This window comes from Citrobacter sp. TBCS-15 (genome assembly GCF_005280815.1).
In the GTDB taxonomy this organism is placed as follows: domain Bacteria; phylum Pseudomonadota; class Gammaproteobacteria; order Enterobacterales; family Enterobacteriaceae; genus Citrobacter; species Citrobacter werkmanii.
This window is the reverse complement of record NZ_SZWK01000101.1, coordinates 660,511-672,853: the sequence shown is the minus strand read 5'-3', so window position 1 is coordinate 672,853 and position 12,343 is coordinate 660,511. Positions and strand designations below refer to the sequence as shown.

Sequence of the window (12,343 nt, the reverse complement as noted above, 5' to 3'; positions counted from 1 at the left end):
GAAAAAAGCGGATGTATGATTTTGTGATTATTGGCGGCGGTATTATCGGCATGTCGACCGCCATGCAACTGATTGATGTCTATCCGGACGCCAGAATCGCGCTGCTGGAAAAAGAGTCCGGCCCGGCCTGTCACCAGACGGGCCATAACAGCGGCGTGATTCATGCCGGGGTTTATTACACGCCTGGCAGCCTGAAGGCGCAGTTTTGCCTGGCCGGAAATCGCGCCACCAAAGCCTTTTGTGATCAAAACGGCATCCGCTACGACGTCTGCGGGAAAATGCTGGTTGCCACTTCCGCTCTGGAAATGGAACGCATGCGCGCGCTATGGGATCGCACCGCCGCTAACGGCCTGGAACGCGAATGGCTGAATGCGCAGGAGCTACGCGAGCGTGAACCCAATATCACCGGGCTGGGCGGCATTTTCGTCCCGTCGAGCGGGATCGTCAGCTACCGCGAAGTAACCGCCGCGATGGCAAAGATTTTCCAGGCCAAGGGCGGTGAGATTGTTTATAACGCCGAGGTCAGCGCGCTGAAAGAGCATGCCGCGGGCGTGATCGTCCATACCCGTCAGGGTCAGGAGTATGAAGGGTCAACGCTGATTAGCTGTTCTGGCCTGATGGCGGACCGACTGGTGAAAATGCTCGGCGTTGAACCCGGCTTTATCATCTGTCCGTTCCGTGGCGAATACTTCCGTCTGGCGTCAGAACATAATCAGATAGTCAATCATCTGATCTACCCGATCCCCGACCCGGCGATGCCGTTTCTCGGTGTGCATCTCACCCGCATGATTGATGGCAGCGTCACGGTGGGACCCAACGCGGTACTGGCATTTAAACGCGAAGGCTACCGCAAACGCGATTTCTCACTCAGCGATACGCTGGAGATCTTCGGCTCTTCCGGCATCCGCCGCGTACTGCAAAACAACCTGCGCTCCGGGCTTGGCGAAATGAAGAATTCACTGTGCAAAAGCGGCTACCTGCGGCTGGTGCAAAAGTATTGTCCGAGTCTGACGCAGAAAGATCTGCAACCGTGGCCTGCAGGCGTGCGGGCGCAGGCTGTGTCTCCGGACGGCAAGCTGATCGACGATTTCTTGTTTGTCACTACGCCACGCTCCATTCATACCTGCAACGCCCCTTCTCCAGCGGCGACGTCAGCGATCCCTATCGGCGCGCATATTGTCGGCAAAGTTCATGCACTGCTGGAGAGCCAGAATAATCCCGGACGCACGCTGCGTGCGGCACGTAGCGTGGAGACATTACACGCCGCATTCACCCGTTAACATGATTAAGACAGGAAGCAATTATGCAACTGAACGATCCAACCTTATTTCGCCAACAGGCGTTGATTGACGGCAACTGGCGTGACGCCAACAACGGCGAGACCATCGCGGTGACCAATCCCGCCAACGGTCAGCAATTGGGTAGCGTACCGAAAATGGGGGCGGATGAAACCCGTGAAGCCATTAACGCCGCGAACCGCGCTCTACCCGCCTGGCGTGCACTGACCGCCAAAGAGCGGGCCAATATTCTGCGTCGCTGGTTCAACCTGATGATTGAACATCAGGACGATCTTGCTCGTCTGATGACCCTGGAACAGGGTAAGCCGCTGGCGGAAGCCAAAGGCGAAATCACCTATGCCGCCTCATTTATTGAGTGGTTTGCCGAAGAGGGCAAACGCATTTATGGCGATACGATCCCCGGCCATCAGGCAGATAAGCGTCTGATCGTCATCAAGCAACCAATCGGCGTGACCGCCGCGATTACGCCGTGGAACTTCCCGGCGGCGATGATCACCCGCAAAGCCGGTCCGGCACTGGCGGCGGGTTGCACCATGGTGCTTAAACCGGCCAGCCAAACCCCCTATTCCGCACTGGCGCTGGCAGAGCTGGCCAATCGCGCCGGGATCCCGGCTGGCGTATTCAGCGTGGTGACCGGTTCAGCAAGCGCGGTCGGTAACGAACTGACCGGCAACCCGCTGGTGCGCAAACTGTCATTTACCGGCTCCACCGAAATTGGCCGTCAGCTGATGGAACAGTGTGCCAAAGACATCAAGAAGGTGTCACTGGAGCTGGGTGGCAATGCGCCGTTTATCGTCTTTGACGATGCCGATCTCGACAAAGCGGTGGAAGGCGCGCTGGCGTCGAAGTTCCGTAACGCCGGGCAAACCTGCGTCTGCGCCAACCGTCTGTACGTTCAGGCCGGTGTGTATGACCAGTTTGCCGAAAAACTCGAACAGGCGGTGAGCAAGCTGCGCCTCGGTGATGGTCTGCAACCAGATGTCACTACCGGGCCGCTGATCGACGAAAAAGCGGTCGCCAAAGTGCAGGAGCACATCGCCGATGCCCTGGATAAAGGCGCACGCATTATCGCTGGCGGTAAACCTCATGCGCTGGGCGGGAACTTCTTCCAGCCCACCATTCTGGTCGATGTGCCGGACAACGCGAAGGTCGCCAAAGAAGAGACATTTGGCCCGCTGGCGCCGCTGTTTCGCTTTAAAGACGAAGCTGACGTCATCGCACAGGCCAATGACACCGAGTTTGGCCTGGCAGCCTATTTCTACGCCCGTGATTTAAGCCGCGTCTTCCGCGTTGGCGAAGCGCTGGAGTACGGCATCGTCGGGATTAACACCGGCATCATCTCCAACGAAGTCGCCCCATTTGGGGGGATCAAAGCCTCCGGTCTTGGCCGTGAAGGATCGAAATACGGCATCGAAGACTACTTAGAAATCAAATATATGTGCATCGGCCTTTAATAAAACAAATACTGGAGAACACCTGATGAGCACCAACAAAGAACTTATGCAACGTCGCAGCAACGCCGTTCCCCGTGGCGTAGGACAGATCCACCCTATTTTTGCCGAGCGGGCAGAAAATTGCCGGGTCTGGGACGTTGAAGGCCGCGAATTCCTCGATTTTGCTGGCGGTATTGCGGTGCTGAATACCGGTCACCTGCACCCGCAGATTGTTTCTGCGGTAGAAGCGCAGTTGAAAAAACTGTCGCATACCTGCTTCCAGGTGCTGGCCTATGAGCCATACCTGGAGCTGTGCGAAATCATGAACAAGAAAGTGCCGGGCGATTTCGCCAAGAAAACTCTGCTGGTGACCACCGGTTCTGAAGCCGTGGAAAACGCGGTGAAAATTGCCCGCGCCGCCACCAAACGTACAGGTACGATCGCCTTCAGCGGTGCTTATCATGGTCGTACCCACTACACCCTGTCTCTGACCGGAAAAGTAAATCCGTACTCTGCCGGAATGGGACTGATGCCGGGTCACGTCTATCGCGCGCTGTATCCTTGCCCGCTGCATGGCATCAGCGAAGATGATGCTATCGCCAGCATTCATCGTATTTTCAAAAATGATGCCGCGCCGGAAGACGTTGCCGCCATCGTAATTGAACCCGTCCAGGGCGAAGGCGGTTTTTACGCGGCCACCCCGGCATTTATGCAGCGTCTGCGCGCCATTTGTGACGAACACGGGATCATGCTGATTGCCGATGAAGTGCAGAGCGGCGCAGGCCGCACCGGTACGCTGTTCGCCATGGAGCAGATGGGCGTAGCACCCGATCTTACCACCTTCGCCAAATCTATCGCTGGCGGCTTCCCGCTGGCAGGAGTAACCGGTCGCGCCGAAGTCATGGACGCTATCCCGCCGGGTGGCCTGGGCGGTACCTATGCCGGTAACCCGATTGCCTGTGCCGCCGCGCTGGCGGTGCTGAACATTTTCGAACAGGAAAATCTGCTGCAAAAGGCCAACGAACTGGGGCAAACCTTGCGCGAAGGCCTGCTTGCTATCGCCGAAACGCATCGCGAAATTGGCGACGTGCGTGGGCTGGGGGCGATGATCGCCATCGAACTGTTCGAAGACGGCGACCATACGAAGCCAGACGCCAAACTGACCGCGGAAGTGGTGGCCCGCGCGCGTGATAAAGGGCTGATCCTGCTCTCCTGCGGACCTTACTACAACGTACTGCGCATCCTTGTCCCGCTGACCATTGAAGATGCGCAAATCCGCCAGGGGCTGGACATCATCGCCCAGTGTTTTGCTGAGGCGAAGCAGGGCTAACCCTATAAAAAACGCAATCCATAGGCCGGATAAGGCGGAGCCGCCATCCGGCACATAGGGTCAATAACAATAATACGCGTGCCCCGGCGCGGGAATGCCGGGGTGCTCTCCCAAGTGAAATACTTTCGAGAGGTTTAAAAGATGGGGCAAGTGTCACAATCACATGATTTAGGGGGCGGGCTGAAATCACGCCACGTCACCATGCTGTCTATTGCCGGGGTTATCGGCGCGAGTTTATTCGTAGGTTCAAGCGTGGCGATTGCAGAAGCCGGTCCCGCGGTATTATTAGCTTATCTGTTTGCCGGACTTTTGGTGGTGATGATTATGCGCATGCTGGCCGAAATGGCCGTCGCCACCCCGGATACCGGCTCCTTTTCCACCTACGCCGATAAAGCCATCGGCCCATGGGCAGGTTATACCATCGGCTGGTTGTACTGGTGGTTCTGGGTGTTGGTTATCCCATTGGAGGCCAATATTGCCGCCATCATTCTGCATTCCTGGATCCCTGGCATACCTGTCTGGTTATTTTCTCTGGTTATCACGCTGGCATTAACTGGCAGTAATTTGCTGAGCGTCAAAAATTACGGTGAATTCGAATTCTGGCTGGCGCTGTGCAAAGTGATTGCCATTCTGGCGTTTATTGTCCTCGGCGCGGTGGCGATTAGCGGTTTCTATCCTTATGCCGAGGTTAGCGGCGTTTCACGCCTGTGGGATCAGGGCGGCTTTATGCCGAACGGTTTTGGCGCCGTACTCAGCGCGATGCTGATCACCATGTTCTCCTTCATGGGCGCTGAGATTGTCACCATCGCCGCCGCCGAGTCCGACACCCCGGATAAACACATCGTCCGCGCCACCAACTCGGTTATCTGGCGTATATCCATCTTCTATCTGTGCTCCATTTTCGTGGTGGTGGCGCTGATCCCATGGAACATGCCGGGGCTAAAAGAAGTGGGTTCTTACCGCTCGGTGCTGGAGTTACTGCATATTCCGCACGCGAAACTGATCATGGACTGCGTCATTTTGCTGTCGGTGACCAGCTGTCTGAACTCCGCGCTGTATACCTCATCCCGTATGCTCTATTCCCTGAGCCGTCGTGGCGATGCCCCCGCCTTTATGGGGAAAACTAACCGCAGTAAAACGCCTTACGTGGCGGTGTTACTGTCTACGGGGGCGGCGTTCCTCACCGTGGTAGTCAACTATTACGCCCCGGCCAAAGTGTTTAAATTCCTGATCGACAGCTCTGGTGCTATCGCTCTGTTGGTTTATCTGGTAATCGCTATTTCCCAACTGCGGATGCGCAAAATTCTGCTGGCGCGAGGTGGTGAAATTAAACTGAAAATGTGGCTTTATCCGTGGCTTACCTGGCTGGTCATCGCCTTTATTATCTTTGTGCTGGTGGTCATGCTCTTTCGCCCGGCGCAACAACTGGAAGTCATCTCTACCGGGTTATTAGCCATAGGAATTATTTGCACGGTGCCCATTATGGCACGCTGGAAAAAACTGCTATCGTGGCAAAAAGCACCCTTGCAAAATACGCATTAAATCTGTTCCCGGCGCACGCCGGGACATTTATTCAGGAGTAAGACCATGACCGCCATTCCCCAACCGACGGCCATTGATGGATACCGCTGGCTAAAGAACGACATCATCCGCGGTATTTATCAGCCTGATGAGAAACTGCGTATGAGCCTTCTGACCTCGCGCTACGAGCTTGGCGTGGGACCGCTGCGCGAAGCGCTTTCACAGCTGGTGGCGGAGCGACTGGTCACGGTGGTCAATCAGAAAGGGTATCGTGTCGCCCCGATGTCCGAGCAGGAATTGCTCGATATTTTCGATGCCCGCGCCAATATGGAGGCCATGCTGGTCGCGCTGGCCATCGAACGCGGCGACGATGCCTGGGAAGCGGAGATTTTAGCCAGGGCGCATATGCTCAGTAAGCTTGAAGCCGTGGACGCCAGCGAACAGATGCTTGATGAATGGGATCAGCGCCATCAGGCGTTTCACTCGGCGATTGTCGCCGGCTGCGGTTCCCAATATCTGCTGCAAATGCGCGAACGATTGTTTGATTTAGCGGCACGTTACCGGTTTATCTGGCTACGTAAAACGGTGTTGTCAGTTGAGATGCTGGAAGATAAACACGATCAGCATCAAACACTGACCGAAGCGATTCTGGCACGCGATGCCGTGCGCGCTAGCGAATTAATGCGCCAGCACCTGCTGACGCCGATTCCAATTATTCAACAGGCGATGGCCGGCAAGCTGCTGACGGAATAAGCCTGCACTTCATCATTCTTCCGGAATACGTAACACCTGCCCGGGATAAATTTTATCCGGGCTTTTCAGCATCGGTTTATTCGCTTCGAAGATTTTATTGTACAGATTAGCGTTACCGTAAACCTGTTTGGCAATAGCGCTCAGGGTATCGCCCGCTTTCACGGTATAAAACTGACTTTCGCTCGCGGGTGCAGAGGTTTTGACCTGATCGTCTACGCTGGCGATACCGGAGATATTACCAATCGCAATCAGGATTTTCTCTTTCGCTTCCTGGCTTAATCCATCACCAGAAACGGTGGCCTTGCCTTCGTTAATTTGGACGTTCACCTTATCTGCATCGGGGATGCCGGTTTTATTCAGGTGTTCCTGCACCTTCTTCGCCAGATCGGCCGTGTCATGATTTCCGGTGACCGCATCCCAAAGTTTTTCACCTGCATCTTTCACAAAATTGAAGAGTCCCATATCCACCTCGGTTATTAACAAGCAACACCAGGAAGTGTAGCAGAGGAGAGAGGACGGCAAAGAAAACGGCGCAAATGCGCCGTTTATGAAAAGAAATCTTAATTACGCGTTTGTACCCAAAAGGCGTGGATCAAACCTGGAATGTAGCCCAGCAGCGTCAGAACGATATTAAGGATAAACGCCCAGCCGAATCCTTTTCCCAGCAGTACGCCAAGCGGGGGCAGAATAATAGTGAAAACGATTCTCCAGAAACCCATACAAACTCCCTACAAGCAAAAAAGTTAATCATTGTTTAAAAAGAGATTTTATCTCTAAGAGTAGTCATTCTACTCAAATCTGCCAGCCTTCCCCTGCTGTTTTACCCTCTTTTACGCTCTTTACGCTGGCGTACGTTGGTTTTTTATTTTAGAATTTACTTAATTTAGAATACACTTAAATACATATGACAGAACTTGAACAACTCCAGGCCAGCGCTGAACAGGCGGCCGCTCTGCTCAAAGCGATGAGTAACCCGAAGCGGTTGCTGATTTTGTGCATGCTCTGCGGTTCGCCCGGTACCAGCGCAGGCGAATTAGCACGCGCTACCGGCCTGAGTCCTTCCGCTACTTCACAGCATCTGGCGCGTATGCGCGAAGAAGGTCTGATAGACAGCCAGCGCGATGCCCAGCGCATCCTTTATTCCATTAAAAATGCGGCCGTGAATTCGCTGATCGCCACATTAAAAACACTGTATTGCCCATAAGGAGCCATCATGACCATTGGGACGATTTCCCCGCGCGAGGCGCAGACGCTGGTCGCGCAAGGCGCGAAACTGATTGATATCCGCGATGCCGACGAGTACCTGCACGAGCATATTCCTGAGGCGCATCTGGCACCGTTACCCACACTTGAGCAGGGATCGTTGCCTACGAATTTACGCGCCGAGCAGGTGATTTTTCACTGCCAGTCAGGCAAACGCACACAAAATGCAGCGAACAGGCTCAGCGCGATTGCCGCGCCAGCACAAGTCTGGTTGCTTGAAGGTGGAATTGATGGCTGGAAAGCCGCAGGTTTACCGGTGGCAAAAGACAGTTCGCAACCGTTGCCGCTGATGCGTCAGGTGCAGATAGCCGCAGGTAGTCTTGCCTTACTCGGCGTCATTCTGGGTTACGCCGTCAGCAGCGCCTTCTTCCTGCTGAGCGGTTTTGTGGGTGCCGGGCTGATACTCGCTGGCGTGACCGGCTTTTGCGGCATGGCGCGGTTGCTGGACAAAATGCCCTGGAATCGTCGTACTCATTAAGCGGTAATACCTGAATCAGCGCTGTACCCGTCGATTGACGTGATCTATGGTGAGTTGTGCGATAAATAAAGGAGCGCAATATGTTTAAACCTGGCGATCTGGTTCAACCACGCATGGGCGGACCTAAACTGAAAGTTGTCGAAGTCAACGAAGATCAAATTGTGGCGGTACAAGCCAGTAATGAAAGCGGTGAGAAATTCACACTGAAAGCAGCTGACGTGACGCGATATACCGAAGACGGTGATTTCGGCGTCTGCTGAAAACAGGCGGTGAGGATACCCTCACCGCATTTATAATTAGATTAAAAAATCATCAAGAGATTTACCGGCAGCCAGCGCCTGGGCAATTGGCTTTGGTGTACGGCCTTGCCCGGTCCATGTTTTTGCTTCACCGTTGAAATCGATAAAACGATATTTCGCCGGGCGTGGTTGACGTTTTTTGGCTGCCCGCGACGTCGCTGGCGTCATACTCAGCAACTCTTCCGGATTGATCCCATCTGCCTGCATCAGGGCCAGCAAATTATTAATTTTTTCCTGCTGTTCTGCACGTTGGCGCTGAATCTGTTCTTCTTCATCGCGGCGTTCTTTGGTTACTACTCTGAATTTTTCGAGCATATCTTCGAGCACATCAACGGAAAATTCACGCGCCATTACACGCAGCGAGCGGATATTATTTAAGTTTTTTAACATTGAACTCATATTAACAAAACCTCTTTAACGTAAAAATGGTATTACGCCAAATATTGTATGCAACTGATTATTATTTTTCCAGTCTAATTTTTTCACAGATTATTAAATAAATAGCCATTCCCGTTATTTAAATGGCTATCCTGAAACCTGACATCAAATATTTTATATTCCCTGGCTAGTCACTGTAAATATACTCGCATAACGTCTCAGCACATCGTCTGATAAACACATCACTTTATTGTCCAGGGCCGGCACGCGCACATTCTGAACATCAGTCAACTTTCAGAAAAGGAGCGCAAAAAATTCAGAAAAACAAGTCTCCATAACTTATTGATATAAAATACTTTTAATTAGCTAAACAACGAAAACACCAAAACGAACAAAAATCAAACCAATACAGAGCATTTTATCGACAAAAAGACAATAAATAAAAATTTTAAGCTAGTTGCTAGTTATTATCCAGGCAGATATCCTATTGAAACGCGAAAGCAGCAAGACAAATCACTAGCACCAAAGGTATTCAAAACCTTTTTTCCCCTTTTTACAAGGAGCATTAACATGTTCTCTCCGCAGTCACGCTTGCGTCATGCTGTAGCAGACACGTTCGCGATGGTTGTTTATTGTTCTGTCGTGAACATGTTGATCGAGATATTCCTTTCTGGAATGAGCTTTGAACAGTCACTGTACTCCAGACTGGTGGCCATCCCTGTCAATATTCTGATCGCCTGGCCATACGGCATGTACCGTGATTTGTTTATGCGCGCGGCACGTAAAGCCACGCAGGCTGGATGGGCAAAAAACCTGGCGGACGTGCTGGCTTATGTCACCTTCCAGTCGCCGGTTTACGTGATTATTCTGTTGACGGTTGGCGCGGACTGGCACCAGATTACGGCTGCGGTAAGTTCGAACATCGTGGTATCGATGCTGATGGGCGCAGTATACGGCTACTTCCTTGATTATTGCCGCCGCCTGTTTAAGGTCAGCAGCTATCACCAGGCTAAAGCCTGACACGCCTCTCGCGACTGGCCCTGCCAGTCGCGTTATTAGTTAGCGTTAACGTCGCCAAATAACCCACTCAGATAACGCTCAAGTGCAATACGCGAACTAAAGCCGTGAGGAATACCATAATGCTCATGGTTCTCTCCGGCTAAATACAACGGGAATTGCTGGTAGTGATCGCAGGTTTTAATGTCTGTCGCAGGTTCCGCCAGTGAAGAGCTGCGCTCTTTAAGCGTGGGATGGATGACTAAGGCGGTACGTCCCATACGTGCTTCCCGGTTAACGTACACATAATTTTCACCACGTCGATAGCCGTACGTTTTCGGCGTCACTACATCAACGGTAAAGCCCACTTTTTCAAGTACGCGCGCCACCTCATCAGGTCGTAAATACATATTATTTTCCTCGTTATCTTTTACTGCGGGCTTACCTTACCTGATTCAGCATTAGCAACGCTTTCAGAAAAGTCCATAAACGAGTGAAGACGGTGGGACGAATATCTTAAGAACCGTGCAGATTTACGTCAGCGCCTGCCGCAATTGATATGCCGCCTGCAGCGCCATTTCCGCTGAGCTAATATTGGTAAATGACAATAATATTCCCCCTTGTCCGTTCGGCGTTATACGCCACTGGCTCAAGGCTTGTACAGCCAGACCTGCCCGATTCGCTTTACGGACTAACGCAACATCGTCTGCGTCTACACTCATCACCAGTTGAATCCCACCCTCTTGCGGGAGCACGCTAAAACCGTGTTCGGTCAGGGCACTTTCCATCCACTGACGTCGCTGGGCATAATGTTGACGCATGCGTTTTAAGTGCCGCCAGAAGTGCCCCTCACGCATAAAATCCGCCAACGTTTGTTGCCATAAAACCGGAACGCTACAGGCCGCTAGCGCCACCTGCTGGCGAAAATGTTCGACCTGAGTCATGGGCACCACCAGCCATGCCGTGCGCAGAGCAGGAAACATTGATTTACTGAACGTTCCGGCATAAATCACCCGCTGCGGCGCATCCAGACTTTTTAACGGCGGCAACGGTTTACCGTGGTAGCGAAATTCACTGTCATAGTCATCTTCAATAATCCATGCCTGGGTGCGGGCCGCCCACTCCAGCAACTGATGGCGACGTTCCAATGAAAGGGCCACACCCAGCGGGCTTTGATGTGCGGGTGTAAGCAAAACAAAGCGCGCCTGCGGGTAATCGCGGATCCCAGCGCAGACATCCAGACCATTGGCATCAACAGGAACCGGCATCAGCGCAATTCGCTCCTGAGCCACCACCGGTCTGATCAACGGAAAGCCGGGATCTTCGACCCACATCCCTTCACCGGGTTGAGACAGCGCGCGCAGGATTAGCGTCATCGATGCCGCATAGCCAGAAGTGATAAAAACCTGCTCCGGCTGGCACTCAATGCTGCGCGAAACGCGCAGGTAATCAACAATCGCCTGACGCAGCCCCCTTTCGCCGCAAACATCCCCCACAGCCAGATCAAAACGCGTTTGGGTGCGCAAACGTCGGCCCATCACCCGCGCCCAGACTTCACGCGGGAAGAGATCGAGTGCGGGTAACCCCATCTGAAAAGGTTGTGGTCTGGGATTTTCTCCTGCGAAGATAGTGGGAGCCGTAGGCGCGGTCTCTGGTCGCAATTGCTCGCTGACAAAAGTTCCCGCCTGCCCACGTCGAGCCAGCCAGCCCTGCGCCACCAGCTCGGAATAGGCATGTTCCACCGTCGAACGCGAAACCCCCAGTTCCTGGGACCACGTCCGGCTTGAGGGCAATCTTGTGCCTGGTTTGAGTTCACCGGTCTCAATGGCATTTTTTAACTGGCGGGCGATTTGTTGATAGCGCGGCATTTATGGTCTGCTTTTTTTGCAACAATATGGCTCTCTGTAGCAGTCCATTATAGTGCTACATTGCGGGTTATCCAAACGAGGAGAGATACCATGACAATGTTACGCCAGCCCTATTATGAACTCAGTCCTGAAATTTATAACGCTCTGGTTCAGGCCAGCAAAGCGCTGGAAAATTGCGCGCTGGAACCTACGCTGACGGAACTGCTGTACCTGCGGGTCTCGCAAATCAACGGCTGCGCATTTTGCCTGGAAATGCACAGTAAGGCGCTGCGCAAAGCAGGCGTTGCGCAGGCCAAACTTGACGCGCTGGCAGGTTGGCGAGTGAGCCACCATTTCAGTGAGCAGGAACGTGCGGCGCTGGCGTGGGCCGAATCAGTCACTCATATCGCCAGCACCCACGCGGAAGATGATGTTTATCTGCCGTTGCTTGACCATTTTAGCGCCAAAGAAATCAGCGATCTGACGTTTGCCATCAGCCTAATGAATTGCTTCAACCGCCTGGCGGTTGGGATGCGCATGTAATTCTGCCCTGCCGGATGGCAGTATAAATGCCTTATCCGACCTACGATGTGTTCCCCTGTAGGCCGGATAAGACGCGACGCGTCGTCCTCCGACACCCCGTCATGCTACATATCCCTTCCCCCGTCACGCTCATCACCTTCCCCTTCATCAATCTAAAATTCCCATATCTTGTATGGTTGAATCTTTTTAAAACTACATCTAGTA

At 53.1% G+C, this 12,343-nt stretch carries 15 protein-coding genes; 10 read left to right on the top strand and 5 right to left on the bottom strand.

Translation table 11 applies throughout. From position 1 onward, the window contains the following. Positions 1-11: 11 nt before the first annotated feature. The 5 genes from lhgO to csiR all read left to right on the top strand — a co-directional run bounded on the left by lhgO (position 12) and on the right by csiR (position 6,335). Positions 12-1,280, top strand: coding sequence for an L-2-hydroxyglutarate oxidase (gene lhgO, locus FDW96_RS06285; RefSeq protein WP_137365363.1), 1,269 nt, complete (start codon positions 12-14; stop codon positions 1,278-1,280). A gap of 23 nt (positions 1,281-1,303) precedes the next feature. Further along, complete coding sequence (gabD, locus tag FDW96_RS06280) at positions 1,304-2,752, top strand: NADP-dependent succinate-semialdehyde dehydrogenase (protein ID WP_137365362.1); 1,449 nt, start codon at positions 1,304-1,306, stop codon at positions 2,750-2,752. 25 nt (positions 2,753-2,777) lie between these two features. Continuing rightward, positions 2,778-4,061 carry a 4-aminobutyrate--2-oxoglutarate transaminase gene (gene gabT, locus FDW96_RS06275; RefSeq protein WP_042313152.1) on the top strand — a complete coding sequence of 428 codons (1,284 nt, stop codon included), beginning with the start codon at positions 2,778-2,780 and terminating at the stop codon, positions 4,059-4,061. Positions 4,062-4,202: 141 nt separating this feature from the next. Beyond that, the gene (gabP, locus tag FDW96_RS06270) at positions 4,203-5,603 is read left to right on the top strand and encodes a GABA permease (RefSeq protein WP_061382313.1); all 1,401 of its coding nucleotides are present in this window, start codon (positions 4,203-4,205) and stop codon (positions 5,601-5,603) included. A gap of 45 nt (positions 5,604-5,648) precedes the next feature. Next, positions 5,649-6,335, top strand: a complete 687-nt coding sequence (gene csiR, locus FDW96_RS06265) for a DNA-binding transcriptional regulator CsiR (protein ID WP_061382314.1) — start codon at positions 5,649-5,651, stop codon at positions 6,333-6,335. Positions 6,336-6,347: 12 nt separating this feature from the next. Here the strand turns inward: csiR and lysM are convergent, their stop codons facing one another. Beyond that, positions 6,348-6,797, bottom strand: coding sequence for a peptidoglycan-binding protein LysM (lysM, locus tag FDW96_RS06260; RefSeq protein ID WP_038632949.1), 450 nt, complete (start codon positions 6,795-6,797; stop codon positions 6,348-6,350). A gap of 98 nt (positions 6,798-6,895) precedes the next feature. Then, positions 6,896-7,054 (bottom strand): YqaE/Pmp3 family membrane protein, encoded by a 159-nt coding sequence (locus FDW96_RS06255; protein ID WP_038632951.1) that lies wholly within the window; start codon positions 7,052-7,054, stop codon positions 6,896-6,898. A gap of 185 nt (positions 7,055-7,239) precedes the next feature. On the opposite strand from FDW96_RS06255, the gene FDW96_RS06250 reads away from it, so the two are divergent. From FDW96_RS06250 to FDW96_RS06240, 3 genes are all read left to right on the top strand, one after another. Beyond that, positions 7,240-7,539: a helix-turn-helix transcriptional regulator gene (locus tag FDW96_RS06250; RefSeq protein WP_006687216.1), complete on the top strand. Its 300-nt coding sequence runs from the start codon at positions 7,240-7,242 to the stop codon at positions 7,537-7,539. Between the two features lie 9 nt (positions 7,540-7,548). Then, positions 7,549-8,076 (top strand): rhodanese family protein, encoded by a 528-nt coding sequence (locus tag FDW96_RS06245; protein WP_079226105.1) that lies wholly within the window; start codon positions 7,549-7,551, stop codon positions 8,074-8,076. Positions 8,077-8,156: 80 nt separating this feature from the next. Further along, positions 8,157-8,336, top strand: a complete 180-nt coding sequence (locus FDW96_RS06240; protein WP_038632960.1) for a hypothetical protein — start codon at positions 8,157-8,159, stop codon at positions 8,334-8,336. 36 nt (positions 8,337-8,372) lie between these two features. Here FDW96_RS06240 and stpA read toward each other — a convergent pair whose 3' ends face one another. Continuing rightward, positions 8,373-8,774 carry a DNA-binding protein StpA gene (gene stpA, locus FDW96_RS06235; protein WP_079226104.1) on the bottom strand — a complete coding sequence of 134 codons (402 nt, stop codon included), beginning with the start codon at positions 8,772-8,774 and terminating at the stop codon, positions 8,373-8,375. 549 nt (positions 8,775-9,323) lie between these two features. On the opposite strand from stpA, the gene alaE reads away from it, so the two are divergent. Then, entirely contained in the window at positions 9,324-9,773 is a 450-nt protein-coding gene (gene alaE / locus FDW96_RS06230) for an L-alanine exporter AlaE (protein ID WP_003037259.1), read from the top strand. 35 nt (positions 9,774-9,808) lie between these two features. Here alaE and FDW96_RS06225 read toward each other — a convergent pair whose 3' ends face one another. Together FDW96_RS06225 and FDW96_RS06220 are read right to left on the bottom strand one after the other, a co-directional pair. Beyond that, positions 9,809-10,159, bottom strand: coding sequence for a DUF2002 family protein (locus FDW96_RS06225; RefSeq protein ID WP_042313139.1), 351 nt, complete (start codon positions 10,157-10,159; stop codon positions 9,809-9,811). A gap of 123 nt (positions 10,160-10,282) precedes the next feature. Next, positions 10,283-11,617, bottom strand: coding sequence for a PLP-dependent aminotransferase family protein (locus FDW96_RS06220; protein ID WP_042313137.1), 1,335 nt, complete (start codon positions 11,615-11,617; stop codon positions 10,283-10,285). 90 nt (positions 11,618-11,707) lie between these two features. Here FDW96_RS06220 and FDW96_RS06215 point away from each other — a divergent pair, with 90 nt between their 5' ends. Beyond that, complete coding sequence (locus FDW96_RS06215) at positions 11,708-12,139, top strand: carboxymuconolactone decarboxylase family protein (RefSeq protein WP_042313134.1); 432 nt, start codon at positions 11,708-11,710, stop codon at positions 12,137-12,139. The last annotated feature ends 204 nt before the right edge of the window (positions 12,140-12,343 follow it).

What these genes read in the sequence shown, in the direction of transcription:
- gabD (WP_137365362.1), top strand. Translation starts at nt 1,304, where the DNA reads ATGCAACTGAACGATCCAACCTTATTTCGCCAACAGGCGTTGATTGAC.
- FDW96_RS06255 (WP_038632951.1), bottom strand. Translation starts at nt 7,054, where the DNA reads ATGGGTTTCTGGAGAATCGTTTTCACTATTATTCTGCCCCCGCTTGGC.
- stpA (WP_079226104.1), bottom strand. Translation starts at nt 8,774, where the DNA reads ATGAGTTCAATGTTAAAAAACTTAAATAATATCCGCTCGCTGCGTGTA.
- FDW96_RS06220 (WP_042313137.1), bottom strand. Translation starts at nt 11,617, where the DNA reads ATGCCGCGCTATCAACAAATCGCCCGCCAGTTAAAAAATGCCATTGAG.
- FDW96_RS06240 (WP_038632960.1), top strand. Translation starts at nt 8,157, where the DNA reads ATGTTTAAACCTGGCGATCTGGTTCAACCACGCATGGGCGGACCTAAA.
- gabT (WP_042313152.1), top strand. Translation starts at nt 2,778, where the DNA reads ATGAGCACCAACAAAGAACTTATGCAACGTCGCAGCAACGCCGTTCCC.
- FDW96_RS06225 (WP_042313139.1), bottom strand. Translation starts at nt 10,159, where the DNA reads ATGTATTTACGACCTGATGAGGTGGCGCGCGTACTTGAAAAAGTGGGC.
- FDW96_RS06215 (WP_042313134.1), top strand. Translation starts at nt 11,708, where the DNA reads ATGACAATGTTACGCCAGCCCTATTATGAACTCAGTCCTGAAATTTAT.
- alaE (WP_003037259.1), top strand. Translation starts at nt 9,324, where the DNA reads ATGTTCTCTCCGCAGTCACGCTTGCGTCATGCTGTAGCAGACACGTTC.
- FDW96_RS06245 (WP_079226105.1), top strand. Translation starts at nt 7,549, where the DNA reads ATGACCATTGGGACGATTTCCCCGCGCGAGGCGCAGACGCTGGTCGCG.
- lysM (WP_038632949.1), bottom strand. Translation starts at nt 6,797, where the DNA reads ATGGGACTCTTCAATTTTGTGAAAGATGCAGGTGAAAAACTTTGGGAT.
- FDW96_RS06250 (WP_006687216.1), top strand. Translation starts at nt 7,240, where the DNA reads ATGACAGAACTTGAACAACTCCAGGCCAGCGCTGAACAGGCGGCCGCT.
- csiR (WP_061382314.1), top strand. Translation starts at nt 5,649, where the DNA reads ATGACCGCCATTCCCCAACCGACGGCCATTGATGGATACCGCTGGCTA.
- gabP (WP_061382313.1), top strand. Translation starts at nt 4,203, where the DNA reads ATGGGGCAAGTGTCACAATCACATGATTTAGGGGGCGGGCTGAAATCA.
- lhgO (WP_137365363.1), top strand. Translation starts at nt 12, where the DNA reads ATGTATGATTTTGTGATTATTGGCGGCGGTATTATCGGCATGTCGACC.